Raw genomic sequence first — 16,883 nt, 5'->3', positions numbered from 1 at the left:
AGCATGTTAAACGCTGCAGGAAATACGCTAAAAAAACGGCTGTTCGTCGCCATACTGACGGTGGTGACGCTGGCCGTACTGATCTGGGTGATCAAAACCATTGATGAAGCACCGAGAACCGATGACGCTTATGTGTATGCCGATACCATCAATGTCGCCCCTCAGGTTAACGGCCGGATTATCGAGATGCCGATTAAAGAAAACCAACTGGTGAAAAAGGGCGACGTGCTGTTCCGCATCGATCCGCGCCCCTACCAGGATGCGCTGAGCCGCGCGACAGCCAGCCTGGCGCAGCTTGAACAGCAAATCATTCTGACGCAGCGCGATGTCGATGCGCAGGGATACAACGCGCGGGCAGCGGAAAAACGCGTCGACGCAGCACGGGCGGCCGCCGAACAGGATGCCAATACGCTGCGCCGTCTGGAAGCGCTGCGCCCGCAGAATTACGTCTCCAAAGAGTCGCTGGATCAGGCTCGTGCGGCGCAGCGCGCTTCCGCCGCCCAACTGCAGTCAGCCAGACTGCAGGCGCAGCAGGCCAACGCGGCTATCAGCAGCGTGGCGGCGCTGGTCGCCCAGCGCGACGTCGTCAAGGCGGATATCTCCACCGCGCAGTTCAACCTAGACCATACCACCGTGACAGCACCTTTCGACGGCCGTATCACGTCGTTAACCACCACCACGGGGCAATACGCCAGCGTCGGCCAGGCGATCTTTACCCTAATCGACAGCAGCACCTGGTATGTGGTGGCCAACTTCCGTGAATCCGAGCTGCAGAATATCCGCGACAACGCCAAGGTCGATGTCTATCTGATGAGCAACACCCGCAAGAACTTTACCGGCGTGGTGGATTCCATCGGCTATGGCGTCTACCCGGACGACGGCGGCTCCACCCAGGGCGGGCTGCCGAACGTGTCCCGCAGCATCAACTGGGTGCGCGTCGCCCAGCGCTTCCCGGTGCGCATCCGTATCGTCAATCCGGACGCCAATCTGTTCCGTATGGGCACCTCGGCAGTGGTCAATATCCGTTCCGGCGAACTATTCGGCCACAACGACGATAACGCATAATGAGTGAACCCATCGCCACCACGGAGAAACAAAACGCCCTGCTACGCTTTTTACAGCAGGAGCTGAGCGTATTCCCCGGCCGTTACAACGCCATGCTGCGCTACCTGATCTCCTCGCTGATCGTCATCATTATTTCGATGGCGCTCAACGTGCCGATGCTCTCCTTCTCCCTGCTGGTGATCTTCTTCGCCACACAGCAGAACATCGTGCTGACCCGGATGATCTTTCCGCTATTTATTCTGAGCAATACGCTGGCGGTCGCCTGCGCGATCCTGATTCTCAAGTTCACCATCAATTATCCGCTGCTAAGGCTGCTCACTGCGGCCTGCATACTGATAGTGCTGCTGTACCTGATGCGTGCCTCCCGGCTGGGTTTTCTGTTTTTCGGCGTTGCCATCACCGTCACCTACGCACAGAGCTTTGTCGATCTGAGCGCTAACGGGGAAATGCTGGTGCGTAACTGCCTGTGGGCTTGGGTAGCCGGCTGCTATGCCACCGTGGTCGCGCACGTGATCAATACGCTGTTCTTGCCGGTCGAGCCCGTCCGGCAGTTACAGCAGGAAATGGGGCGTATACTGGAACGGGTCAGCAGCTCGTTATACTCGCTGGCGGACGGCAAGCCCGTCTCCGCGCCCAGCCTGGAAGAGATTCAAAACAGCACGCTGACGCTGCATAAATACTTAAAATTCTCCGTAATGCGCGACGCCGACTACCGCAGTCATGAAGGCCGCCATCTGGCGGAAATCGCCACGGTGGAGCGTTTGTACTCCGCAACCCGCAGCCTGTACCAACTGGCCGCCGACGCGCCGTCGCCGGAGATTGCCGCACACTGCCGTCTGCTGGCCCGGGAGTGCCGCGTATTCTTGCAAAGCATGCAGAATGGCGCGCAGCCGTATCGGCTGATGCTGCAGCAACGGGAACAGGCCGACGCCCTGCCCGCCTGCCTGCGGGAAATGTACAGCGCGCTGCTGAGTATTTCACTACTGGACACACCGCAGCAGGAGACAGATGCAGCCGGCAGTGCATCGCAGCCACAGCCGACAGCGAAAACAGACATTTCGTACACCTATGTCAAATACGCGGTGAAAACGCTGCTGGCGGTAGCGATTTGCTACGTGTTTTATACCAGCACCCAATGGCCCGGTATTCACACCTCCATGCTGACCTGCATTATCGTCGCCCTGCCGGGGCTGGGCGCTTCGGTGCAGAAAAGTCTGCTGCGCATCGGCGGCTGCCTGGTGGGCAGTGCGCTGGCGCTGATCTGTACGGTATTCATCCAGCCGCATCTGGATTCCATCGTCGGGCTGCTGCTGATGGCGGCTCCGGTGATAGCCCTGAGCGGCTGGGTGACCGCCGGTTCAGAACGCAGCAGCTACGCCGGCGTCCAGATTCTGTTCGCCTTTTCTCTGGCAATGTTCAGCGACTTCGCCCCCAGCCCGGAGCTGCCGGAAATCCGTGACCGGGTAGTCGGTATTCTGCTGGGTATCGTGGTCACTACGCTGGTACACGGCCTGCTGTGGCCGGAAACCGAAGGAAAAACGCTGCGGCAGTCGCTGGCTGGCCTGTTTACCTACTTCGGCGGGAAAATCAGCCCGCTGAAACTGAACAACGGTGCGCAGGCAGGCGGCTGGGCCAAACTGGAGGCCACGCAAAAGCTGCTGGCGCAGGTGGCGCTGGAGCCCAACTGGCGCAGTAATGACAACGAACTGCTGACGCTGAACTGCCAGACCCTGCTGGGGAAACTGCGTGAATTGCACGTAGCCCTGCATCGGCTGGAAACCGAATACGCGCTGGCGGCTGAAAAAATGCCGGGCAGCCCGCGGCTGGCCCTGATTGAACAGGCGATGCTGACGCTGGCGGCGGATCTCAGCGCCTACGGCGCGGGGCTGCAGCACGAGCCGGTTCAGCCGGTAGTCATCGGCCGCGCCTTGGCGCACGGCACCCCGCTAAGTCAGGCGCTGCAGGACATTTCGCCGGCCCCCTGGGAAAAAACGCTTTTGCTTCACGCTCAAGAGGTTATTACTCTATGCCGTTCTATTCCGCCATGGCGTGCGGACGGTGAGGTAATCCTATCCAAGGTGTGATGATGAAAAGAGAAGTGATTCAGCGCAATGCTGACGAGACCAGAAACAAATTGCTGCTCGCCGCGAAAAACCTGCTGGCGGAGGAAGGCTATATCGCCTTTAGCGAAAACCGCATTTGTGACATGGTCGGCGTCACCCGCGGCGCGTTGCGGCACCACTTCCCCGCCGGACGTTATGATCTGATCAACGCTCTGGCGTCGATGTTCCTGCAGGAGGTACCGGCCGGCGATACCCGTGACAGCAAACAGCGTATTATCGAACTGATGACATTTATGTATCAGCAGCCGAAGCATAATCCGCTGGTGCTGCTGATGGAGATCTGGCTGGCCACCTCGGCCGACCCACGACTGGCGGCGGCGGTGAAAGAGGTGTTTGACCAGCGCTACCAAATCTTCTTCGGCGTTGACTCACCGGAGTCGCTGCCTGAGCATACCACGCCGTATCGCCTGCTCTTCTGGGGCGCCATTCTGGCCTTGCATCAGCAGGATAACGACACCCGCAGCCTAAAGGCGGCGCTCGATTTCCTGAGCGCCAACTGAATGCTCCCCCGCCGGCGCATCGGCGGGGAGAGAATGCGCGCCGTGGCGCGTTCTTTTCGGCATCATATTGTTCATATCAATACCCGATGGCTTCTGATAGATACCCAGCGCGAAATAGCGGGCGGTGGCGTACATGTATTCGAAAATTTCCGACTGCGTATCTTCGTACTCGCTCCAGAACACCTTCGAGGTAAAGCAGTACACCTCGATAGGCAACCCCTCGGAAGTCGGGCTAAGCTGGCGCACCACCAGGTACATATCATTGCGGATATCGTCGCGCGCCTTCAGATACTCAAGCAGATACTTGCGGAACAGGCCCAGGTTGGTAATGCCGTGGTGGATCAGCTGTTCGTCGGACAGCGTTTCCATCTTTCCGCTGAGATAGTCGCTCAGCCCGGCGAATTTCACCGGCGATACCGTTTTCAGCCGCTCCAACAGCGCGCCGTCGGCAAAGGTGATGCTGGACTGATCGATAAAGAAACTGCGCTTGATACGTCGGCCGCCCGAGGAGAACATCGGCTGCCAGTTAGTATAGGTTTCGGTAATAAAGTTCTTGGTCGGCACCCGGGAAACGGTGTTGTCCCAGTTGCGGATGGTGATGGTATGCAGCGCGATATCCGTCACCTCGCCGCTGATATTGCCCTGCGGCATCTCCACCCAGTCTCCCAGCTGAATCACATTGGATGACGACAGCTGGATATTGGCCACCAGCGAAATCAACGTGTGCTGGAACACAAACATCAGCACCGCGGCGACCGCACCCAGACTGGAGATAATGATCACCGGCGATTTGTTGGACAGCGTGGCGATCACCAAAATGGTGGCGATCGACGACACGATGATCTTGCCGATCTGCACATAGCCTTTGATCGAGTGGGATTTTTCGCCGTGCTTGCGGATATAGGCGCTGTTGCTGATATCCAGCAGTTCATTAATCAGCATCGCAGAGTGGATAATGAACAGCACGCCGCAGATCGCCTGAATGGTTTCCAACAGCCCTGACGGCAGCCCCTGCACCAGTCGCGACAGGAAATAAACCGTCACCACCGGCACAATATTGGCCAGCCGTCTGGCGACCCGCATATCTTTATCCAGCGGATCGGATTTATGGGTGTGTAAGATAAAGCGTCTGACAATGCCCAGTAGGAACAGTTTACAGACCACAAAGGAAACGAAGCCGGCGAAGAGCAGAAAAGCGATCGACAACAGGGAAAACGTCAGCGGCGTCGCCAGCAGCCAGTTCCAGATAGATAACAGCTCTTGCATGTCAGAGATCTCAAGAAAGGAAAATTCCCTGCCACAAGAATAGCGACTCTTCGCCGATTTTTTTCACCAAACATGTGATTGAGCGCATGGAACTGCCCGTTTGACGCGATATCTCCCCTACCAGAAGCTCTGATAAGACGCGCGACCAAGCGCGCGCCATCCGACATAACGTTACACCGCCTCTTTGGCACCACGGCGCAGAGAAAACGGCCCGGCTCCGCTGAGGGTGAACACGGACATCAGCGTAAAGCCCAGCGTAACCAGCCCCAGTACCAGATACGCGCCCTGGAAGCCGATGCTTTCATACATATTGCCGGCAAACACCGACATGAAAATCATCGCCAGCTGCTTGAAGAAACAGAAGCACACCAGATAGATGGTGGCCGAAAAGCGCACTTCAAACTGGCTGGTGATGTATTTGAAACAGCCGACAATCAGGAACGGCACCTCAAACATATGCAGCGTTTTCAGGATCACCACTTCCAGCGCCGAGGTGGCAAACGAGGAGCCGATAATACGCACCGACATAATGGCGCCCGCCAGCAGCAGCGCATTCTTGCCGCCGATACGGTTGACGATCAGCGGTGCAAAAAACATGATGGTGGCGTTCAGCAACTCGCCCAGCGTGGTGACATAGCCGAACACCCGGGTACCCTGTTCACCGGAGGCGAAGAAAGAGGTGAAAAAGTTGGCGAACTGCTGGTCAAACACATCGTAGGTGCAGGAGACACCCACCACGTACAGCGAGAGGAACCACAGCTTCGGCTGTTTGAACAGTTCCAGGGCCAGCTTCAGGCTAAAGGCGCTCTGATTGGCGCCCACGGCGTCCGCCACCACCGCAGAAGAGTGCGTATCGGTGCGTGAAAAGAACAGCAGCAGCGCCAGAATCACGGCACAGCCGGAACCCAGCCAGAACACAAATTCGTTGTTGATGGTAAACATAATGCCGACGATCGAAGCGCACAGCGCCCAGCCCACGCAGCCAAACATGCGCGCACGGCCGAATTCAAAGCTGCTGCGGCGGCTGACTTTTTCAATATAGGCCTCAATCGCCGGCGCGCCGGCGTTGTAAATAAAGCCGAGGTAAATCCCGCCGACGATCGAGCCCAGTAAGATATTGAACTGTAATAGCGGCCCGAAGACGTAAATAAAGAACGGGGCAAACATCACCAGCATACCGGTGATCACCCACAGCAGATGTTTACGTAAACCAAGCTTGTCGGACAGCAGCCCGAAAACGGGCTGGAACAGCAGGGAAAACAGAGAAATACAGGCAAAAATAACGCCGGTATCCCGTTGGCTGATATGATTAATTTCGTGTAGCCAGATAGGGAAGAATGGGAAATAGGCTCCCATAATAAAAAAGTAAAAGAAGAAGAAAAAACCGAACATCCAAAAATTAGTATTTTTTAAATAATACATCATGGATTTCCTCAGTTAAAAAAATGGGCAGGCCCAGGCCTGCCCGCTTATTATTTTTGACCCCAGACCAGCTGGTAGCGATAGCGCCCGGCGCTGAGCAGGTATTCCGGTGCAACGGAAGGACTCCAGGAGTCGTCGCCGCCGATCCCCATATGGAAACCGTCAATATTCAGCCAGACGCCCGCCTCCGGCTGCAGCAGGTGACGATGGCTGGTTTCCATCAGCTGCTGCTGGCTATAACGGCTGATGTTGAACTGGAAGTCGCCACGCCAGCGGTGCGCGCCATATTGCAGTTCGCGGGTGCCGCAGCGCAGGCCGTTTTCGCACGGGAAGACGTACGGGGTGTACATCGCCTCCAGCGGCTGCTCCCAGCGGTCAAAGCAGGCGGCGGTCAGGCGGTCCGGGTAATTCTCGTGCGGCCCCAGCCCCAGCCAGTTCACGCGCTGCGCCAGCTGCGACAGCTGGCAGCTCAGGCCGATGCGCGCCGGCGGCGGCGTGCCGTTGGCGACCTCAACCTCCGCCGTAATCTGCAGATCGCCACGGCCGTCGATGCGATAGGTTTTGCGGCTGATAAACAGCGTTGCTCCCTGATGCTGCCAGGCATGCGCGGTGGTGATCAGCACCGCACGGGGCAGCGCTTCGGCCTCGCACTGCAGCAGCGCGGCCTCTGCCCGGTAGTGGCCGGCGGCCTTCCAGCGTTCAACCCAGGCGTTCGGGTCGATGCGGGTGACCTCGCTGACGCCGATGTCATTATCCAGCGGCGCGCGGGTGAACTGATCGCGCAACGGGCTCAGCAGCTGCGCCTCTTCACCGATCCAGTACTGCATCAGCACGCCCTGCCGGCGGCAGAATTCCCAGCGCTTATCACCCAACGCAATACTAAAATGCGTCTCGCTGCTGGTCAGCTGCGGAGCCTCGTCGGCGTGCGCGGCAGGCTGCCCGTCGAGTTTTTCCTCCAGCGCCCACTGCTGCCAGGCGCTGATATGCCCGGCCGGTGACCATGCCGTCGCCTGCGGCTGCGCCACGTGCACCGTCAGCCACAGCTGTCCCGCCGCTTCCGGCATCGGCACGGCCGGCAGGGCGATCAACTGACGGCCCTGCGGAGCGATATCCAGCACCACCTCTCCCGTAGCCAGCGGCCGGCCGTCCTGCGCAATCGACCAGTGCAACACTTCGTTATCGCTATGGCGGAACAAATACTCGCTGACGACTTCAATCCGGCGCTCATCACCCGGCAGCAGCGTAAACTGGAACAGCTGCTGCGCATGTTTGGCCTCATACAGCGAAGGATGCGGTGTGCGGTCTGCAAACAGCAGCCCGTTCATGCAGAACTGGCGATCGTTGGGCGTATCGCCAAAATCGCCGCCGTATGCCGCCCACGGCGTACCGTCGGCGTCATACTTGGTCAGGGACTGATCCACCCAGTCCCAGACAAAACCGCCCTGCAGTCGCGGATACTGGCGGAAAGCCTGCCAGTATTTCGCGTAGCCGCCGAGGCTGTTGCCCATCGCGTGGGCATATTCACAGAGAATCAGCGGGCGCTGCTCTCCCGGCATCGACAGCCACTTCTTGATCGACCATTTTGGCGCGACGGGGAACGGTTGATCCTGATCGACGCGCGCATACATTGGGCAAATAATATCGGTCGCCGCGGTATTCGCGCCGCCGCCCTCATACTGCACCGGACGCGACGGATCGTCCGTTTTCAGCCAGCGGTAAAGGGCATCGTGGTTGGCGCCGTGGCCGGACTCATTGCCCAGCGACCAGATAATAATGCTCGGGTGGTTGCGATCGCGCTGCACCATGCGCGTTACGCGCTGGCTCATGGCCGGCAGCCAGCGCGGATCGTCACTCAGCCGGCTCATCGGCGTCATGCCGTGCGTCTCGATATTCGCCTCGTCCACCACATACAGGCCGTAGCGGTCGCAGAGCGTGTACCAGCGCGGATGATTCGGGTAGTGGGAGCAGCGCACCGCGTTAAAGTTATGCTGCTTCATCAGCAGAATGTCCTGCAGCATAGTCTCTTCGTCCATCACCTGGCCGCGCTGCGGATGATGCTCGTGGCGGTTGGTGCCGCGAATCAGCAGCGGTTTGCCGTTCAGCAGCAGCAGACCGTTTTCAATGCTGACCTGACGGAAGCCGACATCGCAGGCTTCCGCCTCAACCAGCGTGCCATCGGCGCGCTGCAGCAGCACCACGGCGCGGTACAGGTGCGGGGTTTCCGCACTCCACAGCGCCGGGCGTTCAACCTCCAGCCGCAGCGTAGCGCGCTCGGCGTAGGCGCCGCGCTCATCAATGGCGGCGCTGCCGAAAGGCGCACTGGCCTCTGCCGTCAACGCGTCGTCCCGCCACAGCTGAACGGTGACGCGTAAATCGTCACGCGGTTCCCCCGCCATCCTGACCTCTGCCTCCAGACACGCGCGGCTAAAATCATCGTTAAAACGGGTCGTGATGCGCAGATCGCCGATGTGCGCCGCCGGTTTATGCAGCAGGGAGACGTCGCGGAAAATACCGCTCATCCGCCACATATCCTGATCCTCCAGATAGCTGCCGTCGCTCCAGCGCAGCACCATGACCGCCAGACGGTTTTCACCGTTGACCAGAAAATCGCTGAGATCGAATTCGGACGGCAGGCGGCTGTCCTGGCCGTAGCCGACCCAGCGCCCGTTGCACCACAGATGGAACGCGGAGTTCACACCGTCAAAGATGATACGGGTCTGCTCACCGCGTATCGCCTGCTTATCCAAACTGAATGTGAGCGAGTAACAGCCTGTAGGATTGTCGGCCGGCACCTGCGGCGGATCGACCGGAAACGGATAGGTAATGTTGGAGTAGATTGGCGCATCGTAACCGTCCATCTGCCAGTTAGAGGGCACGGTCACGGTGTCAGCATCGGTCAGATCGTTCAGCAGCCAGCTTTCCGGCACCGCTTCCGGCGCGGAAAACCAGGCAAATTTCCAGTCGCCGTTCAGGCTGCGCACCCGGTCGGCGTGGTGGTTATGTCGCGCCTCATCGGCATTGCGCCAACTGCAAAAAGGCGGGTGGGCCTCCAGACGGTTAAGCTGTGTCACGCCGGGGTTTTCCCAGTCACGACGCGCCAGAACGGCGGCAAGTGAATCCGTATTCAGGGTCATGGCTATGTCCTATCAAAAATTGATATCCGCTCACAATTGATAAAGAACATACGGAGACGGGGCAATTTCTGTAAAGGAGTAGCTGTTTAATGAGTGAGCCGACTCACATTAATGGCGCCATTTGGTGAAAAAATGTGAGCGCTTCGCCACAGCGCACGACCGTGCGCTTACAGACGTGAAACCTGCCGCGCAAGCTGCAGCAGCGATTCGGCCAACGCCTGCGGTGAAGAGGCCTGTGCGTTGAACGGCAGGACGGTTTTACGTTTGACCAGCGTGACCGGCAGCAGTTGGTTGCCGGTGACGGACTCGCCACGGGAGAGTTGCAGCAATCTGTCGACGCTGCTCAGCCCCAGCTGCGGGAAGTCCTGCTTGATAGTAGTCAGCGGCGGGATATAGCAGGAGCTGTCTTCAGTATCGTCATAGCCAATCAACGAAATATCAGCCGCGACGCGCAGGCCGAACTCGCTTATCGCGCGCATCGCCCCCAGCGCCATCTGATCGTTGGCGACCAGCATCGCCGTGGGCAATGTGCCATCGTTCAGCATCTGCGACGTCTGTTGAAAACCGGACATCGCACTCCAGTCGCCTTCAATTTCCGCAACGGGCTGCAGCTGATGCTGCGCCAGATACTTATGCCAGCCCGCCAGCCGCAGCCGCGCCGAGATGGAAGAACGCGGCCCCGCCAGCAGCGCTATGCGTTGATGACCGTGCTGCAGCAGATGTTCGACCCCCAGCCGCGCGCCGTCGTCATGAGAGAAAATAATGCTGTTAACGGGGTAGCTATCGGAAACATCGAGGAACACCACCGGCACGTTGCCGCAGGCCTTGGCAACGGCGAGCGCATCGTCTTCATCCAGCGGGTAGTTGATAATCAGCCCGTTGACCCGCTGCGTCAGCAGGTTATGCACCGCCGCCTGGCACGCCTCCACGCCGCTGCGTTCGACCATGCCGATCACCACGCTGGCGCCGGCCTGGTCGGCGCGGGACTTAATGGCGGCAACGATTTGTGACGGCGCATGCAGCGCCAGGTTGGCGGTGACGACGCCGATCAGCGGCATCTGCTTGCCCGCCAGCTGCTGGGCGACGCGGTTGGGGATATAATTGAGCGCCGCCATTGCGGCCTCGACTTTCTCACGGGTTTTGGCGGAAACGTGGTTGGCCTGGTTAACCACGCGGGAGACGGTCTGATAAGAGACGCCCGCATGCGCTGCAACATCGTATAGCGTGACCGGTTTCACATTCATCCCCTGATTCCAAAGTTATCCGCGCTATCATGCCACAGCCGGCAAGATTTTTCGTCACCGGGCAAAGGAGCGCCGCAGGCCCCCGCTGGTTTACGGCTCAATACGTACCGGCGTACCGGCCGGCACCCGCGACCACACGTCCTGCATTTCGGCGTTGGTCACTGCGATACAGCCATCGGTCCAGTCCATACGCTGCAGCAACGGCGCCAGCCATCCCCAGCCGTTGGGCTGTCCGTGGATCATAATATGGCTGCCAGGCGAATAACCGCCCGCTTTGGCCTGCGCGATATCGTCAGCATCCGGGTAAGAGATATGCAGGCTGAGAAAATACTTGGAGCGGGAGTTGCGCCAATCGATGGTGTAATCGCCTTCCGGCGTTTTCCGATCGCCCTCGCGCGTTTTCGCCCCGCCGTCTGCCGCCCCCCCTAGTGCAATAGGGTAACTGGCAACCACCCGGTTGTCCTTCAGCAGGCTCAGCGTACGCGACGCCTTGCGAATCAGCACCTGGTCAACCTGCTCTGCCGCCGTACGCTGCGCCGGCGGCGCACCGTAGCCAAAGTGCGCCATCAGCCAGCTATAGGCCAGCGGACACAGCACCAGCAGTGTGAAAAAAATCAGCAGATAACGGCCGACACGGCCAGGGCGCTTGAGGCGATGCATAACGGTGAGATCTCCATAAAAATGGGCTGAGCAAGGTGCTCAACCGCGGGTCCTTACGTTTGTTCTTCGCCGTCGCCGGTACGCGTCAGCGGTTCTGCGGAAAATAGATATAGCATTCATATATCAATCATCCGCAGCATATTATATGAATCCGTTACCGGCGACCATGAAAAATAAAACAATCAGACTATAAGCCATAGATAAAATTAATAACCACAGCGCAGAAAAAAAACACGGTGAAAAACGTTTAACAGCAAGTATACTACGACAGGCTATGCATCAGGATTGACAGTAGCCATTTAAAATATCAATAAATCCAAAAGAATCATAAAAAAAGGGAATATTCAATGAATAAAATAATTAGCGCCGCCATATTGGGGACGGCTTTTTTGTTATCCGGCTGTTCATCAGAACCTTCAGAGAGCGATATCACCAAAGCGATACAAGCATCATTCGACGAGAGTAATAAACAACGTGAAGAACTCGTTGGTGAGATTGCAAAAAAAGAAGAAAACAGAGTCTCTCTTATTTCTGCCAGAAAAATATCCTGTTCCAAATCAGGGGATAAGAAATACAACTGCGAAGTCGAAATGGAAACAAAAATGCCGCTGGTAGGCACATCAAAATCAATAAGTCCGTTACAGTTTATCAAAGACGACGGCAGATGGAGGCTGGTCTCAGGCTAATTTATAACAAACTGAAAACACTGGCATATCGGCCGGTGTTTTCAGTGTTGGAGACAGAAAGACAGAGCCGCTCCTCTCAGCGCTGAATAAAGTTCAGATTACCCGGCCTCTGCAGGAAAAAACGCCGTAGCAAGGTTCAGACAAGATTAATGAATTCCTCTAATCAACCCTAGCGAATTGCCCCATCTAATCAAATAAATCCCTCTGCGTTATGCTCTTTCCACTCCACGCTGAAAGGGTAACGCCATGCAAACAGTAAAACTGAACAACAATACTGATATGCCTCTACCTGGCTTTGGCGTGTACCCGATCACAAATACCGCCGAATGAGAGCGCGCCGTTACTGACGCCATCGAAAGCCTGAACGATACGACGGCAGCCTATCAGCATGCGCGCATGGAAGAAAATATCAACGTCCTCGATGTTGCGCTCAACCCCGAAGAGATGCTGCAGATTACCGCTCTTGATACCGCAAGCAACGCGTTCTTCTCACGCCATGACCCGGCCAGAGTGGAATGGCTGACCAATCGTAAACTCGACGTTTAATCCCGCCACAGAAGAGGTAGTTATCGATGCAAAAACGTTATCTTGGTAAATCCGGCCTGGAAGTGTCGGCATTAGGACTGGGTTGCATGGGGCTGAGCTACGGCTATGGCCCGGCGACCGATACCCGCCAGGCCGTCGAACTGATTCGCGCCGCCGTTGAGCGCGGCGTGACTTTCTTCGATACCGCCGAAGTCTATGGCCCGTACCTGAATGAAGAGGTGGTGGGCGAAGCCCTGAAGCCGCTGCGCGATCGGGTGGTTATCGCCACTAAATTTGGCTTTACCTTTGGTGATGATAACAAGCAGCAGATTTTAAACAGCCGTCCGGAACACATCCGTGAAGCGGTGGAAGGTTCACTGCGCCGCCTCAACACTGAGGTGATTGATCTGCTGTACCAGCACCGCGTCGATCCCGATGTCCCGATCGAAGACGTGGCGGGCACGGTGAAAGATCTGATTGCCGAAGGCAAGGTCAAACACTTTGGCCTTTCCGAAGCCGGAGCGCAAACCATTCGCCGTGCGCATGCCGTCCAGCCGGTCACCGCCCTGCAGAGCGAATACTCAATGTGGTGGCGTGAACCCGAGCAGGAAATCCTGCCGCTGCTGGAAGAATTGGGAATTGGCTTTGTGCCGTTCAGTCCGTTAGGCAAGGGCTTCCTGACCGGCGCCATCACCGCCGGGACGACGTTCGGCGCGGACGATTTCCGCAGCAAAGTACCGCGCTTTACGGCAGAAGCGATTGAAGCCAATGAAAAACTGCTCACGCTGCTGGGCGAACTTGCCGCAGAAAAAAGTGCGACCCCGGCGCAGATTGCGCTGGCGTGGCTACTGGCGCAAAAACCGTGGATTGCACCCATCCCCGGCACCACAAAACTGCACCGGCTGGAGGAGAACCTGGGGGCTGCCGCCATCACCCTGTCTCAGGACGATTTGCGCAAAATGTCCCAGGCGCTGGAGACGGTGAAAATCGTCGGCGAGCGCTACCCCGCCGCGCTGCAGGCTCGCGTCGGCCGGTAAGGCTTAAACCGGCTTGCGGCACACCGCAGGCCGGTTACTCCGAATAGCGCAGCGCATCTATCATCAACGCAAAGGCAGGCGGATGCTGCTTACGGCTGGGATAATACAGATAATACCCCGGAAATGAGGGGCACCATTCCTGCAGAACCTGGACGAGTTCCCCGGATGCAACCTGCTCCTGCACCATATCCTCTGGCACACAGGCAAGGCCGAATCCCGACAGCACCGCATCCATCCTTTCCGACAGCAGATTCAACGTCAGCTGCCCTTCAACCCTGACGCGCAGCGGCTTCCCGTCCTTTTCAAACTCCCAGTGATACAGTCCTCCGGCGGTGGGCAGACGCATATTGATGCATCGATGATGCTGAAGCTCATGCGGCGTCTGCGGAATGCGGTTAGCCGCAAAATACTCCGGCGCGCCGACGACCGCCAGACGCATATCCGGCCCTATTTTCACCGCAACCATGTCCTTATCGACGCTTTCACCAAGCCGCACGCCGGCATCGTAACGCCCGGCGACAACATCGACAAAGCCATTATCCACCACCAGTTCGACATTGATTTGTGGATATTCCCGAAGGAACGGTTTCAGCTTTGGCCACACCAGGCTGCGTGCGGCATGTTCCCCCGCCGACAGGCGGATATTCCCGGAGGCGGTGCCGTTGAGCTGAATCAGCGCCTCTAGCTCCTGCTCCAGATCGGTAATGCGTGGTTCCAGGCAGGCAATGATTCTTTCGCCGGCTTCCGTCGGCGCAACGCTGCGGGTGGTCCGGGTCAGCAGGCGTATATTCAACCGCCCTTCCAGCGCCTTCATCGCATGGCTGAGCGCGGACTGCGAAACCCCAAGCTTAGCGGCCGCCTTGGTAAAACTTCTCTCCCTGGCAACCACAAGAAAGATCTGCAGTTCGTTGAAGTTCTCTTTCAGCATTAGCGGTTTCCTTATTTACAACACTCATGAAAGCCATTCATAGATGCAATCATTTTAGCCCCGTTACTAACAATAATGATAATTGATATTCTTTCCCTATCGTCAACAAACCGGAACTGGCTGGCATTTTTTGCGGCGGTGTATATCACATATTGAAAAACGTGCGCAGATAATCAAACTCATACCGCCCCGATGGGCCTAACTGAGTGGTTCAGCGCATGGCCCCGCGCACTGAACGTCATGACAGGAAAAGACACGCCGAGCGTCTGGTCAGGGCAGCGGCTATCAAGGGTGAAATCATGATAAAAACAGAAGACATCATCGAAGAAATAACCCTATGGATTGACTCAAACATTCATAAGCCCCTGCGGATTGAGGATGTGGCATCCCGGGCCGGCTATTCCAAATGGCACCTGCAGCGTATTTTTTCTCAGGTGCAAAAAATCAGCATCGGAAAATATATAAGGGAGAAAAGGTTAGCACTGGCAGAAAAGGAACTAGTTGAAACCAACGCCCCGATTATCGACATTGTTTGTAAATACGGCTTTGATTCACAGCAGACGTTTACCAGAGTATTTTCAAGGAATTATAAGCTGCCGCCGTCAAAGTACCGGGATATGAAGAGAATGCAGGGCTGAAACAACCCCCCTGCTCGCGCCTAATGGGCGTATTTTTATCGCTGATTGTACATGGTAGACGCCAACCTCAGGGCGAAAGTGCCTACTCTTCGGCAAACGTGCCGGGTGGCGCCACGATGATGCAGAGTCTTGCTGGCTGTCAAACCGACCTTTATAGATGCAATAGGCATCGCTATTACTCACGCACAATGCTGACCACATCTCCGTTATCTTGCAGTAAATAGCGGCCGTCATATGTAATCAATAACGTACGATCATTTTTTATCTGTCTTACGGAAAACACGGCGTTCTTATCAATACAATTATCCTTGGCTTTCCTGGCATCAAAACACAGCCTGTCATACTTCCCTTCCTCTTTATAGCCGCTGCCAAAATCCCAAAAAGTTATGGTAAAACTACCATAGCTTGCCGGTTTGGGAATACTATAGCGCTCCTTTAGCATATCTTTATTATTCAGCCACCAGTCTATTTTTCCACGGTCCGTGAGAGGAAACTCCTTGACCAAAACATCGCTAAAATTATCATTCTCATAAACTGCGACAATTTCAACCGTACACAGCGAGAGCCAAACGAAAGACCCAACAAGGAGACAAGTAATCATTGCCGGTATATAAAGCTGCTTTTTATTCATTAATTTCATTCCGTTACAAACCACTCTCCAGGTCAAGTCCATGACGTAAAAATCGCTTTACCACCCTTTCACTTTCACAATATCGCCATTACCTTTCACCATATAGCGCCCATTATCCACGGTGAAAAATACGCTCCCAGCACGGTTATTGCTAACAATAAGCACGGCATCTTTTTCAATGCAGTTCACATCTTTCTTCATCTCAGGAAAACAAAGCCTGTCGTATTTTTCTTTCTTTTTATAGCCGTCACCAAAATCCCAAAAAGTAATGGAGAAACGTCCAGAATCAAGGGATGGGTTAGGTATACCATAGTTTTTACTTAACTCATCCTTATTCTCCAACCACCAGTTTATCTTTCCTTTATCTGTTAAAGGGAAATTAGTTACCAAGACATCGCTGAAGTTGTCATTTTTATGGACTACTATAATCTCAACCGGACGTAGCAACATCCAGGACAAACAAACGATAAATGTGCATACAACCAATAACACATAACGTATAGTTTTATTTTTTGCTTTCATTGCGTCCTCCATGATTCTTTGAAAGCAGCTGACGACTATTCGCCAATGGTATAACATACTTTACTCATCTAGCCTACGGAATATTTCCCCATCATAATATTAATTGACGGCATAATTTAAATTACCAATGTAAAAGTTAGCTTGAATCAATTTTTGCCGTTTCGATTTATCGTTATCCAAGCCATAATAGACAACGTAGTTCCTATAGTTTTTGAAGTGATAACCAAACGTAGGTAAGCATTGACCACTCACAACTCTAAAAGGGACATCGTCAAATAGCTTCCTAAATGATGCCTCTTTTTCGTTAGTGATTTGAATTGAGGTAATACGATCACCTAACTTAACAGGGTATAATACGCATGGTGCGTTACCCTCTACCTTAACATCTGCATATAGCGTTTCCGGTAAACGGTCGCCAGAACCGGGGCAACCAGAGAGAAGTAAAATGGAGCATATAATAAAAAATTCTTTCATTATTTTCCTCTTCCTTGTGATAACCCTT

15 protein-coding genes and 1 pseudogene are annotated in these 16,883 nt (G+C 55.6%); 7 read left to right on the top strand and 9 right to left on the bottom strand.

Going from position 1 to position 16,883, the window contains the following annotated elements:
• Positions 1 to 3: 3 nt before the first annotated feature.
• Genes mdtN through TAN611_RS04885 form a run of 3 tightly spaced genes read left to right on the top strand, consistent with a single transcriptional unit; the run spans position 4 to position 3,688 of the window.
• Positions 4 to 1,065, top strand: a complete 1,062-nt coding sequence (gene mdtN, locus TAN611_RS04895; protein WP_203067353.1) for a multidrug transporter subunit MdtN — start codon at positions 4 to 6, stop codon at positions 1,063 to 1,065.
• A complete protein-coding gene (locus TAN611_RS04890) occupies positions 1,065 to 3,149 on the top strand; it encodes an FUSC family protein (protein WP_203067352.1) in 2,085 nt (694 codons plus the stop codon). Before mdtN ends, TAN611_RS04890 begins: the two co-directional genes overlap by 1 nt.
• A complete protein-coding gene (locus TAN611_RS04885; protein ID WP_203067351.1) occupies positions 3,149 to 3,688 on the top strand; it encodes a TetR/AcrR family transcriptional regulator in 540 nt (179 codons plus the stop codon). The genes TAN611_RS04890 and TAN611_RS04885 overlap by 1 nt, the downstream gene beginning before the upstream one ends.
• Here TAN611_RS04885 and TAN611_RS04880 read toward each other — a convergent pair.
• From TAN611_RS04880 to TAN611_RS04860, 5 genes are all read right to left on the bottom strand, one after another.
• Positions 3,653 to 4,954 (bottom strand): mechanosensitive ion channel family protein, encoded by a 1,302-nt coding sequence (locus tag TAN611_RS04880; RefSeq protein WP_203067350.1) that lies wholly within the window; start codon positions 4,952 to 4,954, stop codon positions 3,653 to 3,655. The two genes, TAN611_RS04885 and TAN611_RS04880, sit on opposite strands and share 36 nt — an antisense overlap.
• A 171-nt stretch (positions 4,955 to 5,125) precedes the next feature.
• Positions 5,126 to 6,376, bottom strand: coding sequence for an MFS transporter (locus TAN611_RS04875; protein ID WP_160031356.1), 1,251 nt, complete (start codon positions 6,374 to 6,376; stop codon positions 5,126 to 5,128).
• Between the two features lie 50 nt (positions 6,377 to 6,426).
• Positions 6,427 to 9,510 carry a beta-galactosidase gene (locus tag TAN611_RS04870; RefSeq protein ID WP_203067349.1) on the bottom strand — a complete coding sequence of 1,028 codons (3,084 nt, stop codon included), beginning with the start codon at positions 9,508 to 9,510 and terminating at the stop codon, positions 6,427 to 6,429.
• 167 nt (positions 9,511 to 9,677) lie between these two features.
• Positions 9,678 to 10,748, bottom strand: coding sequence for a LacI family DNA-binding transcriptional regulator (locus TAN611_RS04865; protein WP_203067752.1), 1,071 nt, complete (start codon positions 10,746 to 10,748; stop codon positions 9,678 to 9,680).
• 96 nt (positions 10,749 to 10,844) lie between these two features.
• Entirely contained in the window at positions 10,845 to 11,414 is a 570-nt protein-coding gene (locus TAN611_RS04860; RefSeq protein WP_203067348.1) for a murein L,D-transpeptidase family protein, read from the bottom strand.
• Between the two features lie 347 nt (positions 11,415 to 11,761).
• Here TAN611_RS04860 and TAN611_RS04855 point away from each other — a divergent pair, with 347 nt between their 5' ends.
• From TAN611_RS04855 to TAN611_RS04845, 3 genes and pseudogenes are all read left to right on the top strand, one after another.
• Entirely contained in the window at positions 11,762 to 12,100 is a 339-nt protein-coding gene (locus tag TAN611_RS04855; protein WP_145961157.1) for a hypothetical protein, read from the top strand.
• A 393-nt stretch (positions 12,101 to 12,493) separates the two neighbouring features.
• Positions 12,494 to 12,646: pseudogene (locus TAN611_RS04850) on the top strand (aldo/keto reductase); the annotation flags it as partial.
• Positions 12,647 to 12,672: 26 nt separating this feature from the next.
• A complete protein-coding gene (locus TAN611_RS04845) occupies positions 12,673 to 13,662 on the top strand; it encodes an aldo/keto reductase (RefSeq protein WP_197951357.1) in 990 nt (329 codons plus the stop codon).
• A 34-nt stretch (positions 13,663 to 13,696) separates the two neighbouring features.
• Here the strand turns inward: TAN611_RS04845 and TAN611_RS04840 are convergent, their stop codons facing one another.
• Positions 13,697 to 14,590, bottom strand: coding sequence for a LysR family transcriptional regulator (locus TAN611_RS04840; protein WP_203067347.1), 894 nt, complete (start codon positions 14,588 to 14,590; stop codon positions 13,697 to 13,699).
• Between the two features lie 299 nt (positions 14,591 to 14,889).
• On the opposite strand from TAN611_RS04840, the gene TAN611_RS04835 reads away from it, so the two are divergent.
• Positions 14,890 to 15,228, top strand: a complete 339-nt coding sequence (locus TAN611_RS04835; RefSeq protein ID WP_160031358.1) for a helix-turn-helix domain-containing protein — start codon at positions 14,890 to 14,892, stop codon at positions 15,226 to 15,228.
• 175 nt (positions 15,229 to 15,403) lie between these two features.
• Here the strand turns inward: TAN611_RS04835 and TAN611_RS04830 are convergent, their stop codons facing one another.
• The 3 genes from TAN611_RS04830 to TAN611_RS04820 form a co-directional block, all read right to left on the bottom strand.
• Entirely contained in the window at positions 15,404 to 15,868 is a 465-nt protein-coding gene (locus tag TAN611_RS04830; RefSeq protein WP_203067346.1) for a DUF943 family protein, read from the bottom strand.
• Positions 15,869 to 15,916: 48 nt separating this feature from the next.
• The gene (locus TAN611_RS04825; RefSeq protein WP_203067345.1) at positions 15,917 to 16,381 is read right to left on the bottom strand and encodes a DUF943 family protein; all 465 of its coding nucleotides are present in this window, start codon (positions 16,379 to 16,381) and stop codon (positions 15,917 to 15,919) included.
• A 99-nt stretch (positions 16,382 to 16,480) separates the two neighbouring features.
• Complete coding sequence (locus TAN611_RS04820) at positions 16,481 to 16,855, bottom strand: putative T6SS immunity periplasmic lipoprotein (RefSeq protein WP_203067344.1); 375 nt, start codon at positions 16,853 to 16,855, stop codon at positions 16,481 to 16,483.
• Positions 16,856 to 16,883: the final 28 nt, after the last annotated feature.

The organism is Serratia sp. Tan611, assembly GCF_905188235.1.
Taxonomy (GTDB): domain Bacteria; phylum Pseudomonadota; class Gammaproteobacteria; order Enterobacterales; family Enterobacteriaceae; genus Serratia_B; species Serratia_B rhizosphaerae.
The sequence above is the reverse complement of the archived record's forward strand: the minus strand, read 5'-3'. Positions and strand labels throughout refer to the sequence as shown.

Coding starts and splice junctions, on each gene's coding strand:
- mdtN (WP_203067353.1), top strand. CDS start 4: ATGTTAAACGCTGCAGGAAATACGCTAAAAAAACGGCTGTTCGTCGCC.
- TAN611_RS04890 (WP_203067352.1), top strand. CDS start 1,065: ATGAGTGAACCCATCGCCACCACGGAGAAACAAAACGCCCTGCTACGC.
- TAN611_RS04885 (WP_203067351.1), top strand. CDS start 3,149: ATGATGAAAAGAGAAGTGATTCAGCGCAATGCTGACGAGACCAGAAAC.
- TAN611_RS04880 (WP_203067350.1), bottom strand. CDS start 4,954: ATGCAAGAGCTGTTATCTATCTGGAACTGGCTGCTGGCGACGCCGCTG.
- TAN611_RS04875 (WP_160031356.1), bottom strand. CDS start 6,376: ATGTATTATTTAAAAAATACTAATTTTTGGATGTTCGGTTTTTTCTTC.
- TAN611_RS04870 (WP_203067349.1), bottom strand. CDS start 9,510: ATGACCCTGAATACGGATTCACTTGCCGCCGTTCTGGCGCGTCGTGAC.
- TAN611_RS04860 (WP_203067348.1), bottom strand. CDS start 11,414: ATGCATCGCCTCAAGCGCCCTGGCCGTGTCGGCCGTTATCTGCTGATT.
- TAN611_RS04855 (WP_145961157.1), top strand. CDS start 11,762: ATGAATAAAATAATTAGCGCCGCCATATTGGGGACGGCTTTTTTGTTA.
- TAN611_RS04845 (WP_197951357.1), top strand. CDS start 12,673: ATGCAAAAACGTTATCTTGGTAAATCCGGCCTGGAAGTGTCGGCATTA.
- TAN611_RS04840 (WP_203067347.1), bottom strand. CDS start 14,590: ATGCTGAAAGAGAACTTCAACGAACTGCAGATCTTTCTTGTGGTTGCC.
- TAN611_RS04835 (WP_160031358.1), top strand. CDS start 14,890: ATGATAAAAACAGAAGACATCATCGAAGAAATAACCCTATGGATTGAC.
- TAN611_RS04830 (WP_203067346.1), bottom strand. CDS start 15,868: ATGAAATTAATGAATAAAAAGCAGCTTTATATACCGGCAATGATTACT.
- TAN611_RS04825 (WP_203067345.1), bottom strand. CDS start 16,381: ATGAAAGCAAAAAATAAAACTATACGTTATGTGTTATTGGTTGTATGC.
- TAN611_RS04820 (WP_203067344.1), bottom strand. CDS start 16,855: ATGAAAGAATTTTTTATTATATGCTCCATTTTACTTCTCTCTGGTTGC.